General features: G+C 65.3%; 21 protein-coding genes. 12 read left to right on the top strand and 9 right to left on the bottom strand.

What is annotated here, in order from left to right; all coding sequences use genetic code 11:
• The first annotated feature begins 437 nt into the window (after window positions 1-437).
• The 9 genes from kdpF to dapA all read left to right on the top strand — a co-directional run bounded on the left by kdpF (window position 438) and on the right by dapA (window position 10,919).
• Window positions 438-527, top strand: coding sequence for a K(+)-transporting ATPase subunit F (gene kdpF / locus U858_RS33630; protein WP_042884659.1), 90 nt, complete (start codon window positions 438-440; stop codon window positions 525-527).
• Window positions 527-2,323, top strand: a complete 1,797-nt coding sequence (gene kdpA / locus U858_RS0109300; protein ID WP_025136890.1) for a potassium-transporting ATPase subunit KdpA — start codon at window positions 527-529, stop codon at window positions 2,321-2,323. The genes kdpF and kdpA overlap by 1 nt, the downstream gene beginning before the upstream one ends.
• A 22-nt stretch (window positions 2,324-2,345) precedes the next feature.
• On the top strand, window positions 2,346-4,505 hold the full coding sequence (kdpB, locus tag U858_RS0109295; protein ID WP_025136889.1) for a potassium-transporting ATPase subunit KdpB: 2,160 nt from the start codon (window positions 2,346-2,348) through the stop codon (window positions 4,503-4,505).
• Window positions 4,506-4,535: 30 nt separating this feature from the next.
• Window positions 4,536-5,144 carry a potassium-transporting ATPase subunit KdpC gene (gene kdpC / locus U858_RS0109290; RefSeq protein WP_025136888.1) on the top strand — a complete coding sequence of 203 codons (609 nt, stop codon included), beginning with the start codon at window positions 4,536-4,538 and terminating at the stop codon, window positions 5,142-5,144.
• A gap of 51 nt (window positions 5,145-5,195) precedes the next feature.
• Complete coding sequence (locus U858_RS0109285) at window positions 5,196-7,982, top strand: sensor histidine kinase KdpD (protein ID WP_025136887.1); 2,787 nt, start codon at window positions 5,196-5,198, stop codon at window positions 7,980-7,982.
• Window positions 7,983-7,991: 9 nt separating this feature from the next.
• The gene (kdpE, locus tag U858_RS0109280; RefSeq protein ID WP_025136886.1) at window positions 7,992-8,684 is read left to right on the top strand and encodes a two-component system response regulator KdpE; all 693 of its coding nucleotides are present in this window, start codon (window positions 7,992-7,994) and stop codon (window positions 8,682-8,684) included.
• 102 nt (window positions 8,685-8,786) lie between these two features.
• Complete coding sequence (locus U858_RS0109275) at window positions 8,787-9,548, top strand: TorF family putative porin (RefSeq protein ID WP_025136885.1); 762 nt, start codon at window positions 8,787-8,789, stop codon at window positions 9,546-9,548.
• Window positions 9,549-9,689: 141 nt separating this feature from the next.
• Window positions 9,690-10,013 (top strand): hypothetical protein, encoded by a 324-nt coding sequence (locus tag U858_RS0109270; protein ID WP_232786520.1) that lies wholly within the window; start codon window positions 9,690-9,692, stop codon window positions 10,011-10,013.
• A 3-nt stretch (window positions 10,014-10,016) separates the two neighbouring features.
• Window positions 10,017-10,919, top strand: coding sequence for a 4-hydroxy-tetrahydrodipicolinate synthase (gene dapA, locus U858_RS0109265; protein WP_025136883.1), 903 nt, complete (start codon window positions 10,017-10,019; stop codon window positions 10,917-10,919).
• Here the strand turns inward: dapA and U858_RS0109260 are convergent.
• From U858_RS0109260 to icd, 4 genes are all read right to left on the bottom strand, one after another.
• On the bottom strand, window positions 10,897-12,441 hold the full coding sequence (locus tag U858_RS0109260) for a methyl-accepting chemotaxis protein (protein ID WP_025136882.1): 1,545 nt from the start codon (window positions 12,439-12,441) through the stop codon (window positions 10,897-10,899). The two genes, dapA and U858_RS0109260, sit on opposite strands and share 23 nt — an antisense overlap.
• A 162-nt stretch (window positions 12,442-12,603) precedes the next feature.
• Window positions 12,604-13,878: an O-antigen ligase gene (locus U858_RS0109255; RefSeq protein WP_025136881.1), complete on the bottom strand. Its 1,275-nt coding sequence runs from the start codon at window positions 13,876-13,878 to the stop codon at window positions 12,604-12,606.
• Between the two features lie 129 nt (window positions 13,879-14,007).
• Entirely contained in the window at window positions 14,008-14,985 is a 978-nt protein-coding gene (locus tag U858_RS0109250; RefSeq protein ID WP_025136880.1) for a glycosyltransferase family 9 protein, read from the bottom strand.
• 218 nt (window positions 14,986-15,203) lie between these two features.
• The gene (icd, locus tag U858_RS0109245; RefSeq protein ID WP_025136879.1) at window positions 15,204-16,460 is read right to left on the bottom strand and encodes an NADP-dependent isocitrate dehydrogenase; all 1,257 of its coding nucleotides are present in this window, start codon (window positions 16,458-16,460) and stop codon (window positions 15,204-15,206) included.
• A gap of 204 nt (window positions 16,461-16,664) precedes the next feature.
• On the opposite strand from icd, the gene U858_RS0109235 reads away from it, so the two are divergent.
• Window positions 16,665-17,090, top strand: coding sequence for a DUF1841 family protein (locus U858_RS0109235; RefSeq protein ID WP_025136878.1), 426 nt, complete (start codon window positions 16,665-16,667; stop codon window positions 17,088-17,090).
• 82 nt (window positions 17,091-17,172) lie between these two features.
• On the opposite strand, the gene U858_RS0109230 is transcribed toward U858_RS0109235, so the two are convergent.
• The gene (locus U858_RS0109230; RefSeq protein ID WP_025136877.1) at window positions 17,173-17,535 is read right to left on the bottom strand and encodes a cytochrome c; all 363 of its coding nucleotides are present in this window, start codon (window positions 17,533-17,535) and stop codon (window positions 17,173-17,175) included.
• 12 nt (window positions 17,536-17,547) lie between these two features.
• Window positions 17,548-17,901, bottom strand: a complete 354-nt coding sequence (locus U858_RS0109225) for a cytochrome c (protein WP_025136876.1) — start codon at window positions 17,899-17,901, stop codon at window positions 17,548-17,550.
• 178 nt (window positions 17,902-18,079) lie between these two features.
• Between U858_RS0109225 and U858_RS0109220 the strand changes: the two genes are divergently transcribed.
• Window positions 18,080-18,961 carry a MoxR family ATPase gene (locus tag U858_RS0109220; RefSeq protein ID WP_025136875.1) on the top strand — a complete coding sequence of 294 codons (882 nt, stop codon included), beginning with the start codon at window positions 18,080-18,082 and terminating at the stop codon, window positions 18,959-18,961.
• Between the two features lie 25 nt (window positions 18,962-18,986).
• Window positions 18,987-20,159, top strand: coding sequence for a VWA domain-containing protein (locus U858_RS0109215; RefSeq protein ID WP_025136874.1), 1,173 nt, complete (start codon window positions 18,987-18,989; stop codon window positions 20,157-20,159).
• A 29-nt stretch (window positions 20,160-20,188) separates the two neighbouring features.
• On the opposite strand, the gene U858_RS0109210 is transcribed toward U858_RS0109215, so the two are convergent.
• From U858_RS0109210 to U858_RS0109200, 3 genes are all read right to left on the bottom strand, one after another.
• Window positions 20,189-20,746 carry a GNAT family N-acetyltransferase gene (locus U858_RS0109210; protein ID WP_025136873.1) on the bottom strand — a complete coding sequence of 186 codons (558 nt, stop codon included), beginning with the start codon at window positions 20,744-20,746 and terminating at the stop codon, window positions 20,189-20,191.
• Between the two features lie 92 nt (window positions 20,747-20,838).
• Window positions 20,839-21,219 (bottom strand): hypothetical protein, encoded by a 381-nt coding sequence (locus tag U858_RS0109205; protein ID WP_025136872.1) that lies wholly within the window; start codon window positions 21,217-21,219, stop codon window positions 20,839-20,841.
• A gap of 296 nt (window positions 21,220-21,515) precedes the next feature.
• Complete coding sequence (locus tag U858_RS0109200) at window positions 21,516-22,115, bottom strand: GNAT family N-acetyltransferase (RefSeq protein WP_025136871.1); 600 nt, start codon at window positions 22,113-22,115, stop codon at window positions 21,516-21,518.
• Window positions 22,116-22,198 lie beyond the last annotated feature (83 nt).

Below are 22,198 nucleotides of genomic sequence, written 5' to 3'. Positions count from 1 at the left end.
GTCACGTTCCAAATGTTGGGATTTTTTGGCCGAAAACTCGGGTTTTCCGATCCCTGGGCGCCTCCCGGAAACGCCCGATCTTGAGCATGCCTCAAAAAAGAGGCTGCCCCGTGCCCACATCCGGGCCTCCCGCGGGGCGTCGTGGCCGTGTTTCCACCCTGCCATTGTGACGCGCCGTCTTTACGTTCCGTTTACACCCCCCCGCCAAAGCTATACCCCGTTTTTACCCCCTGCTCCGTAACCTGCCGGTGTCCTGATTGGTCACACCGGCCGCGCGGTCCGCATCCCCTATGCCGCGCAGGTTCGTCGTTCGAAGGGAGCCTGGCTCCCGGGAGGAAAAACGTGGATGCCATCTATATCGCCGTCTTCGCCGTCATGGCCGGGCTGACCTACGCCCTGGTCGCGTTCTGCGACGTCTTGTCTTCGGGAGAGCAACCATGACCTGGCTCTATTGGCTGAGCGGCGTCACGGCCGCGCTGCTGTTCGTGTACCTGCTGGTTGCCCTGTTCAAACCGGAGAAGTTCTGATGACTGCCGAATTCGTCGGACTGCTGGTCGTGTACCTGGTAGTCCTGCTCGCGATCTCGCCCTTTCTGGGGCGCTATATCCGCATCGCCATGGAAAACGGGCAATCCCGGCTGACCGCCTGGGGGCGCCCGCTGGAACGCGGTATCTACCGGCTCGCGGGCATCGACCCGCAGGCCGAAATGGGCTGGAAGCGCTATGCGCTGGCGGTGCTGGCCTTCAACGTGCTGGGTGTGGTGGTCGTGTATGCCCTGCAACGCGTCCAGGGCATGCTGCCGCTGAATCCGGCCGGCCTGGGCGCCGTGTCGCCCGATTCCTCGCTGAACACCGCCATCAGCTTCGTGGCCAACACCAACTGGCAAGGCTACGGCGGCGAATCGACGATGAGCTACCTGACGCAGATGCTGGCGCTGACGGTGCAGAACTTCGTCTCGGCCGCCACCGGCATCGCCGTGCTGTTCGCGCTGATCCGCGGACTGGCGCGCCACTGCTCGGCCACGCTGGGCAACTTCTGGGCCGATATGGTCCGCTGCACGCTGTATGTGCTGCTGCCTTTGTCGCTGGTGCTGGCGCTGGCGCTGGTCAGCCAGGGCGTGATCCAGAACTTCAGCCCCTACCAGGACGTGCAGACGGTGGAAGCCCTGCATTATGACCAGCCGCGCGTGGACGCCCAGGGCCAACCGGTGCTGGACGCCAAGGGCCAGCCCGTCACCGACCCGGCCGTCACTCAGACGCAGACCCTGGCCATGGGCCCCGTGGCCTCGCAGGAAGCCATCAAGCTGCTGGGTACCAACGGCGGCGGCTTCTTCAACGCCAACTCGGCCCATCCGTTCGAAAACTCGACGGCGCTGTCGAATTTCCTGGAAATGCTGGCGATCCTGGCGATACCCGCGGCCCTGTGCTTCACCTTCGGTGAAATGGTCGGCAACCGGCGCCAGGGCATCGCCATCCTGGCGGCGATGACCGTGCTGTTCGTCGTGTTCGCGCTGACCACGGCCTATTTCGAGCAGCAGGCCAATCCCATGGCCGCGCAGGCCGGGGCCGACAGCGCCATGACCGCGTTTTCGCCCGGCGGCAACATGGAAGGCAAGGAAACCCGCTTCGGCATCGCCGCCACGTCGTTGTTCGCCACCATCACCACGGAGGCCTCCTGCGGCGCGGTCAACGGCATGCATGACTCGTTGACCGCCATGGGCGGCCTGTCGCCGATGCTGCTGATGCAGTTGGGCGAAGTGGTCTTCGGCGGAGTCGGCTCGGGGCTGTATGGCATGTTGGCCTTCGCCATCCTGGGCGTCTTCATCGCCGGGCTGATGATCGGCCGCACGCCGGAATACCTGGGCAAGAAGATCGAGGCCTACGACATGAAGATGGTGTCGATCGTGATCCTGGCCACGCCGCTGCTGGTGCTGGGCGGCACGGCGCTGGCGGTCTCGGTGACCGCAGGCCAGGCAGGGGTGCTCAACCCGGGCATCCACGGCTTCTCGGAAATCCTCTACGCCCTGTCGTCGGCCGCCAACAACAACGGCAGCGCCTTCGCCGGCCTGTCTGCCAACACCCCCTTCTACAACGTGCTGCTCGGCATCGCGATGTGGTTCGGCCGCTTCGCCATCATCGTCGCCATCCTGGCGATTGCCGGCTCGCTGGGGGCCAAGCGCCGCCTGCCCGCCGGACCCGGCAGCATGCCCACCACCGGCCCGCTCTTCGTGGTGCTGCTGATCGGCGCGGTGCTGCTGGTGGGCGCCCTGACATATGTGCCCGCGCTGGCCCTGGGCCCGGTCGCGGAACACCTGCAACCCTGAATGCAACAGGCTAGGAAAGAAAATGGCCAAGATTGAAATGCCAACCCAAGGCGCCGGCGGCGGCGCCGCCCGCGCGCCGTCGGCCGCTGTGCAAGAACGCAAGTTCGGCATGTGGTCGGGCGCGCTGGTCGGCCCCGCCCTGCTGGACAGCCTGCGCAAGCTCTCGCCGGCTGCGCAATTGAAGAACCCCGTCATGTTCGTGGTGTACGTGGGCAGCATCCTGACCACGATCCTGTGGGTCATGGCGCTGCGCGGCCAGGCCGAGGCCCCCGCGGGGTTCATCCTCGCGATCTCGGTGTGGCTGTGGTTCACGGTCCTGTTCGCCAACTTCGCCGAAGCGCTGGCCGAAGGCCGCGGCAAGCAGCAGGCCGCCACGCTGCGCGGCCTGCGCACCACCATCAACGCACGGCTGCTCAAGGGCTTTCGTGACGAAGACGCCAGCCGCGCCCTGCCGGACCTGTGGCGCAACCAGGCGGTCAGCCAGCCATCGGGCCTGCTGCGTCGCAATGACGTGGTGCTGGTCGAGGCCGGCGAAACCATCCCTGGCGACGGCCAGGTGATTGCGGGCGTGGCCTCCGTGGACGAAAGCGCCATCACCGGCGAATCAGCCCCGGTCATCCGCGAATCGGGTGGCGACTTCTCGTCGGTCACGGGTGGCACCCGCGTGCTGTCCGACTGGATCTTCGTGCGCATCGCTGCCGATCCGGGTGAAAGCTTCCTGGACCGCATGATCGCCATGGTCGAAGGCGCCAAGCGCCAGAAGACGCCCAACGAGCTGGCCCTGACCATCCTGCTGGTCGGCTTGACGGTGGTGTTCCTGTTGGTCGTCGCGACCTTGATGCCGTTCTCGATCTACTCGGTATCGGCTGCGGGCGGCGGCAGCGCCGTCACGGTGACGGTGCTGGTGGCCCTGCTCGTGTGCCTGATCCCGACCACCATCGGCGGCCTGCTGTCGGCCATCGGCGTGGCGGGCATGAGCCGCATGATGGGCGCCAACGTCATCGCCACCTCGGGCCGCGCGGTGGAAGCCGCGGGCGACGTCGACGTGCTGCTGCTGGACAAGACCGGCACCATCACCTTCGGCAACCGCCAGGCGTCCACCTTCCTGCCCGCGCCCGGCGTCTCGCCGCGTGAGCTGGCCGACGCCGCCCGACTGGCCTCGCTGGCCGACGAAACGCCCGAAGGCCGCAGCATCGTGTCGTTGGCGGACAAGTCCATCCACGCCCCCGCCACCCGTGCGGCGGACGCCGAGTACGTGCCCTTCACCGCGCAATCGCGCATGAGCGGCGTGAACCTGAAGGACCGCATGATCCGCAAGGGCGCCGTCGACGCCGTGCAGGCCTGGCTGGCCGCGCAGGACGCCGTGGTGCCCGAACAGGTGCTGCGCCTGGCCGAAGACGTGGCGCGCCGCGGCAGCACGCCGCTGATGGTCAGCGACGGCAACCGCGCGCTGGGCGTGGTCGAGCTCAAGGACATCGTCAAGCCGGACATCCAGTCGCGCTTCGCCGAACTGCGCCGCATGGGCATCAAGACCGTGATGATCACCGGCGACAACAAGCTCACCGCCGCGTCCATCGCGGCCGAAGCGGGCGTCGACGACTTCCTGGCCGAAGCCACGCCGGAAGCCAAGCTCAAGCTGATTCGCGCCTACCAGAGCGAAGGCCGCCTGGTGGCGATGACCGGCGACGGCACCAACGACGCGCCGGCGCTGGCCCAGGCCGACGTGGCGGTGGCGATGAACTCTGGCACGCAGGCCGCCAAAGAGGCCGGCAATATGGTGGACCTGGATTCCAATCCCACCAAGCTGATCGAGATCGTTGAAATCGGCAAGCAGATGCTGATGACGCGCGGCGCACTGACCACCTTCAGCGTCGCCAACGACGTGGCGAAGTACTTCGCCATCATTCCGGCCGCCTTCGCCACCGTGTATCCGCAACTGAACGTGCTGAACATCATGGGCCTGTCCACGCCGGCCTCGGCCATCCTGTCGGCCGTGATCTTCAACGCGCTCATCATCATCGTGCTGATCCCGCTGGCGCTGAAAGGCGTGCGCTATCGGCCGCTGGGCGCATCCATCCTGTTGCGCCGCAACCTGCTGATCTACGGGCTGGGCGGTCTGCTGGTGCCCTTTGTCGGCATCAAGCTGGTCGACATGGTGCTGGCCGCCCTGGGCTGGGTCTGACCCCCGCCCGTCACTGGAAAGGAAATCATCATGAAACAAGCACTCTCCCTGCCGCGCCAAGGCGGCATCCTGCGCCCCGCGCTGGTCGTCTTCGCCGCCCTGTCCCTGGTGACGGGCCTGGCCTACCCCTTCCTCACCACCGGCATCGCCGCCGCCGTGTTCCCGCACGAAGCGTCCGGCTCGCTGATCCGCCAGGGCGACAAGGTGGTCGGGTCGGAATGGATCGGCCAGTCGTTCAGCGCGCCCCAGTACTTCTGGGGCCGGCCGTCGGCCACCTCGCCCATGCCGTACAACGGCGCCAATTCGGGCGGCTCGAACCTGGGCCCGCGCAACCCCGCGCTGGCCGAGGCCATCCAGGCCCGCATTGCAGCGCTGAAGGCCGCCGATCCCGACAATCCCACGCCGGTGCCGGTGGACCTGATCACGGCTTCCGGCAGCGGCCTGGACCCGCACATCAGCCCGGCAGCCGCGGCCTATCAGGCCGCCCGCGTGGCCCGCGCCCGCACCCTGCCGCGCGACCAGGTCGATGCCCTGATCCAGGCCAACACCACCAAGCCCTGGCTGGGCGTGCTGGGCGACCCCGTGGTCAACGTGCTCATGCTGAACCTGGCGCTGGACAAGCTGGCGCCGGTCAAATGAAGCGCGGGCGTATAGTATTGCCAGCCGTTCCCACCCTTCACTTGCGCGTCCATGGCTGACAATGCTGGCGAGCGTCCCGATCCGGACGCGCTCCTGAAAACCCTAGACGACGCCGCGCGCCAGGCGGTGCGCGGCAAGTTGCGAGTCTACTTCGGGTCCTCGGCCGGCGTGGGCAAGACCTACGCCATGCTGGTCGCGGCCCGCGCCCACGCCGCGCAAGGCGCCCGGGTGCTGGCCGGCATCGTCGAAACGCACGGCCGGCGCGAAACCGCCGCCCTGCTCGACGGCCTGGCGGTCCTGCCCCTCAAAGACGTTTCATACCGCGGCCACTCGCTCAAGGAATTCGACCTGGACGGTGCGCTGGACGCCCACTCTGACCTGGTGCTGGTCGACGAACTGGCGCACTCGAATGCGCCCGGCTCGCGCCACGCCAAGCGCTGGCAGGACATCCAGGAACTGCTGGCCGCCGGCATCGACGTCTGGACCACGCTGAACGTACAGCACCTGGACAGCCTGAACGAGGCCGTCGGCAGCATCACCGGCGTGCGGGTCTGGGAAACCGTGCCCGACGAAGTCTTCGACGCGGCCGACGAAGTCATCCTGGTGGACCTGTCGGCCGACGAACTGCTGCGCCGCCTGAAAGAAGGCAAGGTCTACCTGCCCGAACAGGCGCGTCACGCCACCCGCAATTTCTTCCGCAAGGGCAACCTGATCGCGCTGCGCGAACTGGCGCTGCGCCGCACCGCCGACCACGTCGACGACGACGTCCAGGCCTACCGCCGCGACCGCGCCATCGAGCCAGTCTGGCGCACGCGCGAAGCCGTGGTTGCCTGCATCGGTGCGGACGGCGATGCCGAATACGTCATCCGCAGCGCCCATCGCCTGAGCCAGCAGCTGGAATGCGACCTGCATGTCGTCACCATCGACGTGCCGCGCGCGGCCCCGCCACCGCAGGCAGAACAAGAGCGGCTGCAACGCAGCCTGGCGCTGGCCGATTCGCTGGGCGCACGTAGCGAAACCCTGGCCGGCGGGGACATGGTCGATGCCGTGGTGCGCTACGTGCGTCGCCACAACATCACCAAGGCCATCGTCGGGCGCACCCGCGCCAGCGGGCTGCAGCGTTTGAAGCTGTCGCTGTCGGCGCTGCTGAACGCGGCCCTCAGCCCCGGTTGGCTCTGGCGCCGCCACAGTTTTGCCGACATGCTGGCCGCCGGTTGCCCCGAAATCGACATCATCCGGCTCGGCGCACCGCCCCTGCCGGCCACCAGCGCGCCCGGACGCGATCCCTTGACGCTTGGCCGCCGCCAACGCCAGGCGGCGGACGAGCGTGGCTCCCAAGCCCTGGCCGGCTATGCCTGGGCACTGTGCTATTGCGCCGCCGCCACCGCGCTGTCGACACTGGCGTTTCCGGCGCTGCACCAGACCAATATCGTGATGCTGTTCCTGCTGGCCGTGGTGGCCGTCGCGCTGCGCCACGGCCGCGGCCCGGCAGCGCTGGCATCCGTCGTCAGCGTGGGCCTGTTCGACTTCTTCTTCGTCCAGCCCCTGGCCTCCTTCGCCGTATCGGACGTGCAGTACCTGCTGACCTTCGGCGTGCTACTGGCCGTGGGCCTCTTGATCGGCCAGCTCACGGCAGGCCTGCGCTTGCAGGCGCAGGCCTCGGTCAAGCGCGAAGCCGACGCCCGCAGCCTGTATGAATTTGCCCGCGAGCTGTCGTCCGCACTGCTGCCCGAGCAGATCGTCGCGTCCGCGGGTGCCTTCGTCCACGCCACCTTCGGCTCGCGCTGCGCGCTGTACATCCTGGGCCTGGACGACCGCCTCAAACTGGCCTCGCCCGCGGCCGACGACATGCCGCCGCTGGAATCGGCACTGGCGCAATGGGTCTACGACCACGGCCAGCCCGCCGGCGCCGGTACGGCCACCCTGTCCAACAGCGACCTGCTCTACCTGCCCCTGAAGGCGCCGATGCGCACGCGCGGCGTGCTGGCCCTGGCTGCGCCGCGTCGCAGCCTGTTCTCGCATCCGGATTCGCGCCGCCAGATCGAGGCCTACACCACCCTGATCGCCATCGCGCTGGAACGCCTGCACTACGTCGAAGTGGCGCAACAGGCCCTGGTCAGCATGGAATCCGAAAAGCTGCGCAACTCGCTGTTGGCCGCGGTGTCGCACGATCTGCGCACGCCCCTGACCAGCCTGGTCGGCATGACCGACACGCTGATGCGCCGCCAGGCCGCGCTGCCCGACGACATCCAGGACACCGTCCGCGCCATGCGCGACCAGGCCCAGCGCATGCATGCCCTGGTGGCCAATCTGCTCGACATGGCCCGCCTGCAAAGCCGCGATACGCCGCTGCGGCCGGAATGGCAGTCGATCGAAGAACTGGTCGGCGCGTCACTGGCGGCCATGCGCGAAGCGCTGGCCGCGCACCGCGTCTCGGTCGACAGCCTGTCCGGCCTGCCGCTCGTCGAATGCGACGGCGTGCTGATCGAGCGAGTGCTGTGCAACCTGCTGGAAAACGCCGCCAAGTACACCCCGGCCGGCAGCACCATCCGCCTGCACGCCACGGCGCAGGACGGCGAGCTGCGCGTCGCCGTCTGCGACAACGGCCCCGGCGTTGCGCCCGGCGCCGAACGCCGCATCTTCGAAAAATTCACTCGCGGCGAACGCGAATCGGCCACCCCAGGCGTCGGCCTGGGCCTGGCCGTGTGCGAAGCCATCGTCACCGCCCACCACGGCCGCATCTGGGTCGAGCACGCCCCCGGCCAGCCGTCCGGCGCGCAGTTCGTCTTTACGCTCCCCTTGGGCACCCCGCCCCCGATCCAACCCGAAATCGCCTGAGCCCGCCGCATGTTCGACTTTCAGCCTACCGTCCTCATCATCGAAGACGATGCCAATATCCGCCGCTTCGTGCGCCAGGCCCTGGAAAGCGAGGGCTGCGCCGTGTATGAGGCCGACACGGTCAAGCGCGGCCTGATCGAGGCCGGCACGCGCCAACCCGACGCCGTGGTGCTGGACCTGGGCCTGCCGGACGAAGACGGCATGACGCTGATCCGTGAGCTGCGCGGCTGGACCGAAGTGCCCGTCCTGGTCCTGTCCGCCCGCACCGCCGAGGCCGACAAGGTTGCGGCGCTGGACGCAGGCGCCGACGACTACCTGACCAAGCCGTTCGGCGTCAGTGAACTGCTGGCGCGGCTGCGCGTGCTGCTGCGGCGCCATGCCCGCGGCGGGGCCGGCAGCGCCGCCGAGATCAGCTTCGGCGACGTACGCGTCGATTTCGCCAAGCGCGTGGTCGAACGCGGCGGCCAACATGTGCACCTGACGGCCATGGAATACCGCCTGCTTGCCGCCCTGCTGGCGCACCGCGGCAAGGTCATGACGCACCGCGAACTGCTGCGCGAGGTCTGGGGCCCGTCGCACGTGGAAAGCAATCACTATCTACGCATCTACATGGGGCACCTGCGCCAGAAGCTGGAAGCTGACCCCGCGCAACCGGTCTACCTGCTGACCGAGATCGGCGTGGGGTATCGCTTCGCGGGTTGAACCCCGCATTGACGCGCCTTTTACGCGGGGCCCATCAGTCTTGTCTCGCCGTTTATGCCGCTTCTCCTATTGTGGCGATCCCGTCCAACAGAGGAGAAGTCCATGTCCCGCAACACCCTGGCCGCGCTCGCGCTGCTGGCCCTTACGGCCCCCGCCTACGCTGCCGATGCTCCCGCCGCCGGCGAGCCCGCTCCGGAATATTCGCTGACCGCCAACGTCACGCTGGCCAGCCAATACCGCTACCGCGGCCTGATGCAGACCAACAACAAGCCCGCCATCCAGGGCGGCTTCGATTTCACCCACGCCAGCGGCCTGTACCTGGGCAACTGGAACTCCAGCATCAGCTGGCTGGGCGACAGCAACCATGACGTGTCCGCCCCCGTGGAAATGGATTTCTACGGCGGCTACAAGGGCAACCTGGCGCAAGACGTCCCGTTCGACCTGGGCGTGCTGCAGTACTACTACCCCGGCGACTACCCATCGGGCTTCACCAGCCCCGACACCACCGAACTCTACGCCGGCCTAGGCTATGGCCCGGTCATGTTCAAGTATTCCGTCGCCGTGACCAACCTGTTCGGGTTTGCGGACAGCAAGTACAGCCAGTACTTCGACCTGACGGGCAACTTCGACACCGGCGTGTGGGGCCTGACCGTCAACGCCCACGTTGGCCGCCAGACGGTGCGCAACGTCAACGACGGCTCGTACACCGACTGGAAGCTGGGTCTGACCAAGGACTTCGGCCAGGGTCTGGCGGTCTCCGTCGCCTATCTGGACACCAATGCCGACCGCGCCGTCTACACCAACAGCCACGGCCGCTACATGGGCCGCGCCACCGGCCTGCTGTCGCTGACCAAGACCTTCTGAACCCGCCCGGGCGTTGACGCGCTTTTTACGCGCCGCGCCCGTATTTATCGGCAGCTTTTATGGCCCGCTTTCTATAGTGGAATCGTCATCAACCAACCGGATACGCGGCACGCCGCCCCAGCGGCCCCGCCCCGCAATGCCATGATCCCCCGACAAGAACGCAGCAGGTCCGCTTCCTTTGACCGTCCGGCCCCGTCCCAGGCGCCGCACGCCCCCGAGATGGTCTCGCTGACCGTCAGGATCGACACGCTGGACGCCTTGAAGGTGCGGCTGGCCCTGCACCGCGAACTGGGCGAACGCATCGGCGTCTATGTGCTGTCGGTGGACCATGCGCATGGCCAGAGCGTGCTGCAGCTGCACTGCGCGCAGGACCAGGTCGACGCGCTGATGCACGCCGTGATGTGCGGCCTGCCCCAGGCGGAGTTCGGCCCGTTGCGCCGCGCCGCTGCCGTCACGGTGCAATAAGCCATGGATACGCCCATGCAAACCGCCTCTTTCGAAGGTCTCTGGCTGCCGATGATCACGCCCATGCGCGGCGGCTACGTGGATTGCGAGGCCGCCCAGGCGCTGGCGCGCTACTACCGCAACGCCGGCGTCGCGGGCCTGGTGCTGTTCGGCTCGACGGGCGAAGGCAATCTGTTGGCCATTCCTGAAAAGATCGACATGATCGAGGCCATCCGCCAGGATCCGCACGCCCTGCCGCTAGTGTTCGGCGCCGGCGGCGTCGACACGCGCGGGGTGGCCGCCGCCATCCGCCGCCTGGACAAATACGCCCCCGCCGGCTACCTGGTACCGCCGCCGTATTATCTCGGCCCCTCGCAGCAAGGCATCCTGTGGCACTACCGGCAGATCGCCTGGGCCACCGAGCGCCCCATCATCCTGTACAACATTCCCAAGCGCGCGGGCGTCACCATGACGGTCGAAACCATGGAAGCGCTGGCCCTGCTGCCCAATTTCAGCGCCGTCAAGGAATGCAACCCGCCAGTGCTGATGGCGCTGAATGCGCGCGGCCACCTCAATGCCCTGTGCGGCGAAGACCAGGCCCTGCTGGATCATTTCCTGGTGGGCGGGCGCGGCGCGATTCCCGCGGCGGCGCACCTGTTCCCCGAGCGCTTCGTCGAAGTCATGCAACTGGCCCGCGACGGCCACGCCGAAGCCGCGCGTGAACTGTTCGAGCCTTTGCGCGGCCTGATCCGACTGCTGTTCGCCGAACCCAATCCGGCACCCATCAAGCGCGCGCTGGCCTTGCAAGGGCTTATTGCCGACGAGCTGCGCCTGCCCATGACCAGCGCCAGCCGCGAACTCACGCCCCGCCTGCAACGCGCCATGAGCGTGGTGCAGGGCTCGCCTAGTAGGCTGCAGACAGCTTGAACACCGCCACCGCACGCGCCAGGTCATCGGCCTGATCGTGCAAGGTGGCGGCCGATGCCGCGAACTCCTCGACCAGGGCCGCGTTCTGCTGCGTCACGCTGTCCAGGTGCGTCACCGCCTGGTTGATCTGCTCGATGCCCACGCTCTGCTCGGCCGACGCGGTGGCGATCTCGCCCATCAGCGGCGCGCTGGTGGCCGCCGATTCCAGCACGCTGCTCATCGTGGCGCTGGCCTGCTCGACCCGCAGGCTGCCACGCGACACCGAGTTGGACGAGGCCTCGATCAGCGTCTTGATTTCCTTGGCCGCGGTCGCCGAACGCTGCGCCAGTGCCCGCACCTCACCCGCCACCACGGCAAAGCCGCGGCCTTGCTCGCCGGCCCGGGCCGCTTCCACGGCCGCGTTCAGCGCCAGGATGTTGGTCTGGAACGCAATCTCGTCGATCAGGCGGATGATTTCGTCGATACGCTGCGAACTCTGCGAAATCTCGCGCATGGCGTCGATGGCGTGCTGGGTTTCTTCGCTGCCCTGGCGCGCCAATTGCGCCGATTCTCCCGCCAATGCGCTGACTTCGCGCACGTGGTCGGCGCTTTGCTTGGAGGTTGCCGTGATCTGCTCGACGCTGGCCGCGGTCTGTTCCAGCGCGGCGGCTTGCTTCTCGGTGCGGTCGTGCAGGTCCATGCTGCCCGCCGCGATCTGCCGCGAGGCGGCCGCGATCGAGCCGGTCGAATGGACGATACTGCGCACGGCCACGTCCAGGCGCTCCTGCATCAGCGCCATGGCGTCGAACAGCCGACCTATTTCGCCACGATGGTGCCGTGAAATGATGCTGGACAGATCGCCGTGCGCCACCCGTTCACAGACCGCCACGGCATCGTCCAGCGGACGAATGATGTGCGACCGGAAGAACCGCAGGGCCGCCGCCAGCAGCAACGCCAGCAGCACCAGCGTCACCGCCCCCTGGCGCCACAAGGTCTTGAAGAAAGCGGCGTCGACGTCATCCACGTACAGGCCGGTGAATATCAGCCAGCCCCATTCCTTGTCATAGGCCGCGTAGCTGACCTTGGGCAGCGCCTCGTCGGCGCCCGGCCGGGGAAAACGGTATTCCACGTAGCCGCCGCCGTCCTTGCCCTGGGCGTAGAGATTTTCGAATATCGGGGCGCCGTCACTGTCCTTGACCGCGCGCACGTTGGTGCCCGTGAGTTTCGCGTCGGGGTGCACCAGAAGCGTATAGCCATCGTCGAACACGCCGACATACCCATCCGCGCCATAACGCAACTGGGCCAGCCGCTGCGCGACGTTGCGCTTGGCCTGCGCTGCGGACAAGCCCTCGTCGACCGCGCGCTGCTTGCCGTTCTGCACGATGCTCGTGGCCAGGTCCAGTACGTGCCGCAGCTCCGTCTTGCGTTCGGCCAGCATTTCGGCGCGCCGCTCCCAGGCGTCCCAGGCGCCCAACGCCAGCACGGCGGCGCCGATGGCAAACACGAACCACAGCAGCTCACGACGCAAGCTTGAATTATTCATAGCCCCTCTTCTCCATGCCCCAACGCGCCTCATAACCAAAGGCAGCGAAATGTGACGGTTTATATGTTGCGTACCGTCAGAATACGAGGGCGCGGCAGGGTTTTCACCTACCGCAGGGGGGCTGCTTGATCTACATCAAGCAAGGCTGGTATTTGGAGACGTTCAGGATTTTGCCGCCGCCAGGCGCTGTTGCGCCAAGCCGGTGCGCGCCGAGGTCAATGCGTACAGCACCACTACGATCAATGCGTAAATCGGCACGCTGCGCATGTTACGGAACATCATCTCCGACAAGCTGAACGTGAAATAGCCCAGGCAGAACAACATGCCGATCTGCGAGCCGATATGAACCGCGGGATCATTGCTGCGCGAACGCCGCCAGAACACAGCAGCCGGAATCAGATACAGCGCCAATATGCTCAGCAACCCCAGGGCACCGTAACCTGCCAACGCCCCAAGCATATCGTTGTGAGGCTCGCCGAAGTCCGTCGAGACCAGCTTGGTGACCACGCCTTGCTCCTCCAGCTTGGCCAACTCAGCACGGAAGCTTGATCCACCAACGCCGACGATCGGGCTTTCCTTGAACATCAACCAGGATGCCTTCCAAAGCTGGATACGAATACCCACCGACGTATCCCGCTCATCCTGCGCATAATTATTGACGTCGGTAACGACCACGCGCCAACGGCTCTCTGTCGAATACCAGGAAACCAAGGCGACGGCGGCAAGGACCGCGATCATCGCCCCGACAAAAATCAGTTTGATGCGCATCGTCCACTGGCGTTTGGTTGCAAGGCAGACAAAGCCCAGCACCACGAGCAGCGCCCAACTGCTTCTCGTTTGTGATGCCCAGACGGCATAGATCGTCAGCGGCACGACAAGCATCTTCAGCCCAGCCTCCACCCTGGGCCAGGGCGAGAGTTTCCAGGGCAACGTCAGACAGGATGCCAATCCAAAGAACATGGTCAGGTCGGCAAAGGCCACTGCGTTGTACAGGCCGCCGAATTCAGAAACCGCAGTGCGACCCAGGCCCGGCGTATACACAATCACCAGCAGCATTATCGACCCGGCGAAGGCGCCGAACAGCAGGCTCCATTGAATCTGCTGCAGCCAGTTTCTAGGCGCGCGCAGCAGCACCCAGCAGACGGGCACTGCCAGCACGAAGCGCAGGAGCTTTTCAATTTCAGAAGAACTCCATATCCCGAGGTACACGCTACTGATCAGCATCGCCAGTGCTGGCGCAGTCAACGCCGCGGCCATGGGAGTCAACTCCCGGAACGCGAACGGCTCGCGCCGCTTGAATGCGTTCACGCCCAGAACAACCAGCGCAATCACGGAGGTCAAATAAATGATAGCCGGGCCGCCAACGGCGCTGGTCAACGCCAATGCCGGCATTAACAGCGCCAGGGCTACCACGGTGCGTAGACAGATTTGAGGCATAGGTAAAGTCGGTTTGGCTGCTCCAGGGAGGGATCAGCCGCATTTTCGAAAGGCGGAGAAGTCAGGCGGTAGCGCCGCGGCATGGCCGACCATCAGGCCTGCAGGCAAGCCTGCGCCGATCCCTGCGGATCAAGATCGGACGCGTTTTAACGTGGACATCGATTTTTTATAGTCCCGCGTCAGGCCTTCAAAGGCCGCCATCACGCTACCCGGCCGTAGCCAGTCGCGCCACAAACGATCGCGCCAACGGCCTCCAGGAATATAGACGGGGTACGCAATGCGCGACATCGTCCATCCGGGACGCCAAGCCTTGGTGCGCGTGGGGCGACCGGTCAAGGTCAGCGTCGGCACGCCGACGCTAGACGCCAGGTGCCCGATGCCCGATTCATTGCCGATGAACCAGCCGCATTCGTGGATGAATGCCGCCACATCCGCCAACGATGGCGATTGCTGGATCGCGAGCCCGGCATCGGTCAGGCAAGTCCATTCCGCGCGCTCATGGGGCGCCAGGATGAAGACGGGATCGTAACCCTGCCGCTTCAGCCTCAAGCCCAGCTCAACGAAGTGCCTCGGCGCCCAACACCGCTGCGCGCCGGTGGAAGACGGATGCACCGCCACGCGCGTTTCGTGGCGACGATGCCGGCCGGTCACCGGTGGCCGCAGGCCGATATCCGTACCAGACAGCGGCAGCCTCAGTACATCACGGCAAAAATCGCTGATCTGGTTGAGTTTCACGAAGCCCTTGCCAGTAATCACGACATGGGCGTCATAGTAGAAATAGGACTTGGCGTAGCCGTGCAGAGCATAGGGCCAACCGACATGCATCTGCGCCGCACAGTCGTAATCCGCCAATACCGTGGCGGCATCTTGCTCGAGCAGTGACGGATGGATGTCCAGCCCAGGAAACCAGCTGCGAAGGCCGTAAGCAAAATCGCCGAAGATCGTGACCTCACGCCCATGTGCGACCAGATTGTGGGCCATGGTCATCATCAACAGCGTGTCACCCAGCCTGGGCGCCATCAATAGCGCAATCCGCTTGGCGTCGCGCAGGCCGCGGACACATGCCGGAGCATCGTAAGGCGGCATATCGGAAGCAGGTTGTGCCATGTTCAGGAAAAATCAGGGGGACGAGAAAATAGCCGCAACGGGGCGACGAATTATACTGCTGTCACAATAACAAAATGATTCAATTAGTCTTATATAAACGCATCAACACATAAGCCCAGCGCTGATGGCCGAAAGAAACCAAGCTTGCCGCGGTTCGAAAAAAACCCGCAGGCCAAGGTTGGCTTGCGGGTTTTCGCATTGTGGCCAAAGGGCCCCGATCACATGTTGTCGATCATGACCTGCCCGAACCCCGAGCAGGACACCTGGGTGGCCCCTTCCAGCAGGCGGGCAAAGTCGTAAGTGACCTTCTTGGACAGGATGGATTTTTCCATGCTGGAGATGATCAGGTCCGCCGCTTCGGTCCAGCCCATGTGGCGCAGCATCATTTCGGCCGACAGAATCTCGGAACCCGGGTTGACGTAGTCTTTGCCGGCGTACTTGGGCGCCGTGCCGTGAGTGGCTTCGAACATGGCCACCGAATCGGACAGGTTGGCGCCCGGCGCGATGCCGATGCCGCCCACCTGCGCAGCCAGCGCGTCGGAGATGTAGTCGCCGTTCAGGTTCAGCGTGGCAATGACGTCATATTCGGCCGGACGCAGCAGGATCTGCTGCAGGAACGCGTCGGCAATGACGTCCTTGACGATGATCTCGCGGCCCGTCTTGGGATTCTTGAACTTGCACCACGGGCCGCCGTCGATCAGTTGCGCGCCGAACTCCTTCTGCAGCAGTTCATAGCCCCAATCGCGGAAGCCCCCTTCGGTGAACTTCATGATGTTGCCCTTGTGCACCAGGGTCAGCGACGTACGATCGTTGTCGATGACGTACTGGGCAGCCTTGCGCACCAGGCGCTCGGTGCCCTCGCGCGACACCGGCTTGATGCCGATGGACGAGGTGTTGGGGAAACGGATTTTCTTGACGCCGAGCTTGGTCTGCAGGAACTGGATCAGTTCCTTGGCCTGCTCGCTTTCGGCCATGTATTCGATGCCCGCGTAGATGTCTTCCGAGTTCTCGCGGAAAATGACCATGTTGGTCTTTTCCGGCTCACGCACCGGCGAGGGCACGCCCTTGAAATACGCCACGGGGCGCAGGCAGACGTACAGGTCCAGCTGTTGGCGCAGCGCCACGTTCAGCGAGCGGATGCCGCCGCCCACCGGCGTGGTCAGCGGTCCTTTGATCGACACCACGTAGTCTTTGACGACTTCCAGGGTTTCATCGGGCAGCCAGACGTCCGGCCCGTAGACCTTGGTGGCCTTTTCGCCAGCATAGACTTCCATCCAGTGGATCTTGCGCTTGCCGGCGTAGGCCTTTTGCACCGCCGCGTCGACAACCTTGATCATCACGGGGGTGATATCCGCACCAGTGCCGTCGCCCTCGATATAGGGGACGATGGGCTGTTCAGGCACATTCAGCGAGAAATCAGCGTTGACCGTGATCTTCTGGCCCCCAGCGGGCACCTTGATATGTTGGTAGGACATGAATGCTCCATTTGCTCCGGGTGGTTTTTCTGCACGCGCGCGCCGCATCGGCTGGCGTGCGGTCCGCGGGCCGCGCGGCCTGGCGAAACGCGCACTGGATGGCGGATAGCAACCAATTCTATATCGCATTGGCGGCTTCGGGCGGCCGCCACGGCGGCGGGCGGTAAAATAAAGCCCTCTCTAGCCCGCATGGCGTCCCACCCGATGTTCAACCCCTCCCGCGACCAAGTCCGCGAATTCTTCATCGAAACCTGGCGCAAGCATCGTGCCAACGAGGTCCTGACCCCGCTGGAAGCGATGGCCCTGGACTGGATCATCGAGCATCCCGAATACCACGGCGACCTCGAAAGCCCCGAAGCCATGACGGCGGAGTACGCCGTCGAAAAGGGGCGTACCAATCCGTTCCTGCACCTGTCGATGCACCTGGCCATCGCCGAGCAGTTGTCGATCGACCATCCACCGGGCATCCGCGCCGCCTACCAGCGCCTGGTGGCCCGCAGCGACGCGCACCAGGCCGCGCACGAAATCATGGAATGCCTGGGCCGGGTGGTCTGGGAAGCCCAGCGCCTGGGCACGCCGCTGGACAGCGATACCTACATTGACCTGATCCGCCAGCGCGCCGAACGCTGAAGCCCCCCCGCGCGCGGGCGGCCGCCCAAGAAAAAACCCTCGGCTGACCGAGGGTTTTTCGTTGGCGCGGCCAAGGCGCACGCTATTTGCGCACACCCAGGTCGCTGGGCAAAGACGCCAGCCACGCTGACACGTTGGTGATGTCCTGGTCGGACAGTTGTCCGGCCAGGGCGCCCATGGTGGGATTCTTGCGCACATTGGCCGTTGCCGCGCTGCCCGAGGCGCCTCGGCGATAGGCCTTGAGCGCATGGACCAGGTAATCGGCGTGCTGTCCGGCCAGGATCGGGTAGGCCGGGTCAGTCACCGTCTTGCCGTCGGCGCCGTGGCAGGAAATGCAGGCGGCCTTCTCGAAAACAGCCTTGCCGGCCGTCAGATCCTGGGCCTGAACGGCAGCGCCCGAAATGGTCAGCGTTGCGCCCGCAAGGGCAAGCATGATGCGGTTCATGTGGTTGCCCCCTTATTTCAGATTCGAGTAGTACGCGGCGAGATCGGCGATGTCCTGGTCGGACAGGCTGCCGGCAATGGCGTCCATCGTGGGATGGCTGCGCGCGCCTTTCTTGTACTCGTTGAGGGCGGCCTCGATGTATTTGGCGTTCTGGCCGGCGATCTTCGGAACGTGGTACAGCTCGGGGAACGTCGCTTTGTAGCCTTCGATGCCGTGGCAACCGATGCACATCGAGACCTTGTCGCGGGCGTTCTGGACATTACCGACCGGCGCTGCGTCTGCAGCAATTGCCTGGCCGGCGATCGCACAGGATGCCACTGCGGCCAACACGGAAACCGTGCACTTCAGAGAGAATCGCAACTTCATTGGGATGGCTCTTCTTGGTATGGCTTATGGACTAGGGCCTGCTCACACGAAAAGGCCCCCGGCAAACACGTTGCGGGTCGAACCCAACTGCAAAACCGCCTGATTGTACGATAATTGCTCAGGATTAATACCTTAAGATGGTCTTGATCCCCGTCAACCCCGAGAAGCCCGCCGATCCATGTCCGCAGCCCAGACCGTCCCTTCCGCATCGCCCGTCCGCTTTGATGGCACCGACAGCTACGTCGCCACCGATGACCTGAAACTGGCCGTCAACGCCGCGCTCACGCTGCAGCGTCCGCTGCTGATCAAGGGCGAACCCGGCACCGGCAAGACCATGCTGGCCGAGGAAGTCGCGCGTGCGCTGGGCCGTCCGCTGCTGCAGTGGCACATCAAGTCCACCACCAAGGCGCATCAGGGCCTGTACGAGTACGACGCGGTCTCGCGCCTGCGCGATTCGCAGCTTGGCGACGAAAAGGTCCGAGATATTCGCAACTACATCGTGCAGGGCACCTTGTGGCAGGCTTTCGATGCCGAGGAACCGGTGGTGCTCTTGATCGACGAAATCGACAAGGCCGACATCGAATTCCCCAACGATCTGCTGCGCGAACTGGACCGCATGGAATTCCATGTGTACGAAACGCGCCAGACCATTTCCGCACGCCACCGGCCGCTGGTCATCATCACGTCCAACAACGAAAAAGACCTGCCGGACGCCTTCCTGCGCCGCTGCTTTTTCCACTACATCCGCTTCCCCGACCGCGAAACCATGCGCAAGATCGTGGGCGTGCACTTCCCCGAGCTCAAGCAGGATGTGCTGCGCGCGGCGCTGGATACCTTCTTCAGCCTGCGCGATGCGCCTGGCCTGAAGAAAAAACCGTCCACGTCCGAGTTGCTCGACTGGCTGCGCCTGCTGCTCGCCGAAGACGTCAGCGCCGCGCAGATCGATGCGCACAGCGCCACCGCGGTACCGCTCATGGCCGGCGCCTTGCTCAAGAACGAACAAGACGTTCATCTGCTGGAACGCCTGGCCGCCATGACGCGCGGCGCACCGCGCCGCTAGCCGCGACGCAATTCTGGCCGCGCCCATGCTGATCGACTTCTTCTACCACCTGCGGGCCCACAAGCTGCCCGTGTCGGTGCAGGAATACCTGACGCTCGTCGATGCATTGCGCCAGGACCTGATGACGCCCACGCTGGACGACTTCTATTTCCTTGCCCGCGCCACGCTAGTCAAGGACGAATCGCTCTACGACCGCTACGACAAGGCCTTCGGCGCCTACTACAAGGGTATCGAGACCGCCCTGCCGGCCGGAAAAGACATTCCGCTGGACTGGCTCATCAAGCAGTTCGAGAAAAGCCTGTCGCCCGAAGAAAAGGCCGCCATCGAAAAGCACGGCTGGGACAAGCTCATGGAGCTCTTCAAAGAGCGCATGGAAGAACAGAAAGAACGCCACGCGGGCGGCAGCAAATGGATCGGCACCGGCGGCACCTCGCCGTTCGGCAACGGCGGCTACCACCCCGAGGGCATCCGCGTGGGCGGCCAATCGGCCGGCAACCGCAGCGCGGTCAAGGTCTGGGACATGCGCCAGTTCAAGGACTACGACGACCAGGTCGAACTGGGCACGCGCAATTTCAAGGTCGCACTACGGCGGCTGCGGCGCTTCGCGCGGCAAGGCGCCGAACTCGAACTTGATCTGGACGACACCATCGCCAGCACGGCCCGCAATGCCGGCCACCTGGACCTGCGCATGGTGCCCGAGCGCCATAACACCGTGAAGGTGCTGATGCTGCTGGACGTCGGCGGCAGCATGGACGACCACATCGGCCGCGTCGAAGAACTGTTCTCAGCGGCGCGCAGCGAGTTCCGCAATCTCGAGGTCTACTACTTCCACAACTGCCCCTACGAAAGCCTGTGGCAGAGCAACCGGCGGCGCCAGAACGAGCGCTTCGACACCTGGGACGTACTGCGCAAGTACAACCCGGACTGGCGTCTGATCATCGTCGGCGACGCCACCATGAGCCCATACGAAATCCTGCAGCCCGGCGGCTCGGTCGAGCACTACAACAAAGAGCCCGGCGCGCAATGGATGCGCCGCCTGCTCGATGCCTGGCCCAAGTCCGTCTGGCTCAACCCCGAGCCCACCGCGTCCTGGCAGTACCGCCAGTCCATCGCGCTGATGCGCGACATCATGCAGGACCGCATGTACCCCGTTACAGTGGCCGGCCTGGAACAGGCGATGCGGGTGCTCTCGAAGTAGCTCAGCCGCCGCCGTTCAGCCGGCCTCGCTCAGCCATCGACCGGCTGTGTCGGCGTGTCCAGCGTCAGTTGGTAGAACGCCAGGTCCAGCCAGCGACCGAACTTGAATCCGGCCTCGCGGATCGTGCCCGAATGCGTGAAACCCAGTTTCTCGTGCAGCCGGATGCTGCCCTGGTTGGCAGCATCGATGCCGCCGATCATCAGGTGCACCTGGTTGGCGCGGGCCCGTTCGATCAGCACGCGCATCATCGCCTCGCCCAGGCCCTGCCCGCGAAAGCGGCCGTCGACGTAGACGGAATGCTCGACCGAATACTTGTAGGCCGGCCAGGCGCGGAAGGTGCCGTAGCTGGCAAAGGCCATCAGCTCACCCGCTGCGTTCTCGAACCCCACCACCGGAAAACCGCCGTTGGCCTTGGCCTGGAACCAGCCCAGCATTGCCTCGCGCGGCCGCGGCTTGTAGTCGTACAGCGCGGTCGACGTGGCGATGGCGTCGTTGAAGATGGCAAGGATCTGGTCCGCGTGCCGCTCGTGCGTGCAATCGACCAGGATGGCGCCTTCCGGGGCGCCGAAGTCTGCGTGCGTAGTCATGGCGCAAATTGTAGCGAGCCGCGCCGGCCATGCCATAAAAAAAACCGGCGATATCGCCGGTTCAGTGAGGGTACTGCCGCTTCTGGCCACTCTCAGGCGGCGCGGCTCTCCACAGATCGGTTGGCGGCATCGGCCATGCCGCGCACGCCCGGGCACTGGCGCCACGACAGTTCATCCGCGTCCATGTCCAGGTCGAACAGGTCGTTGGCGGCGGGCCAGGGATGCTGGCGCGCCGCGGCGCCCTCCATCTCGAGCACATGCCCCGCAAAGCCCCTGGGCGAACCGCCGCACTCGGCGAAATAGCGCTGGGTGCTCAGGTCCACCACGTAAGTGGTCATGTCATGGGTCAGTATGGCCACGAATTGGCCGTCATCACTGGCATAGGCGTACTGAAACTGTCCTTTGATGCGGTCGCCGCTCATGGGGCTGCCGGTCAATTGGGACAAGGCACGCGTGACGATCTCGGTCAGCATGGGTCGTTCCTCCGAAAGATGCGCCGGCAGGATGCCGGCGGCGAAGGCGCGAACGACAAGCACCGTCGTCGCCTGCGGAGCAAGAGGGCCAGGACCGGCGAACAACCGATCCCGCTGCCCGCCGAGGCGGCGGCTGGCGTTGGACGGGAAGCCTGTAGACGGCTGTCGCGCATCCCGTCGGCAACAGCAACTACGTTCTGGAAAGCTTACACCCGCGACCGCTCCAACCTCAAATTTGCCCCGCCACGCCAGGACGTTGCAGCGCAACATTGCACATTGGCGCGGCTTTGCGCCGTTTATGCCGCGGCGACCGGCGCGCCGCCTGCATCCGCGTCACCCTTTTTCTGGGCACGCCAGGCGTCCCGGTCCAACCGGTACAGCACATGGGTCTTCAAGGGATGTCCGTCGGGCACGGCAGGATGCTCGAAGCGTTGCGGCACTTCCCGCATGCCCAAGCGGCGCATCACTGCGCGCGAGCGTTCGTTTTCCAGCGCCGTGAACGAGACGATCTCGGACAGGCCGACCTGCTCGAATCCCACCCGCAGCGCGGCTTGCGCGGCTTCACTGGCGTAGCCCCTGCCCCAACAGGGGCGCGCCAGGCGCCAGCCGATTTCCACGCCGGGCGCGAACGGCAGCGACGGCGGCAATGCCTTGATGCCGACAAACCCGATGAAGGGCGCCACCCCGGGGGCCTCGACCGCCCAGAAGCCCCAACCATATTCATCGATGCCCGCGGCCAGCCGATCGGCCAGGGCATCGCTGTCCTGCGCCGTCATGGGCAGCAGGTAGCGGGTGACCTGCGCATCCGTGTTCATGTCGGCGAACGGCTTGCGGTCGGCGGCCCGCCATTGGCGCAGCACCAGGCGGGGTGTTTCGATTTCCAGTGATAAGGACATGCGCGATTTCCAGGTCAGGGCCGTGGACCAGCCCGATACCACGGCGGGCGGCGCGGCCGGGCGCGCCCTGAACCATTCCCACC

The sequence above is a fragment of the Achromobacter sp. DH1f genome (assembly GCF_000633435.1).
In the GTDB taxonomy this organism is placed as follows: Bacteria; Pseudomonadota; Gammaproteobacteria; order Burkholderiales; family Burkholderiaceae_B; genus Achromobacter; species Achromobacter deleyi.
This window is presented reverse-complemented; position numbering and strand designations above follow the sequence as displayed.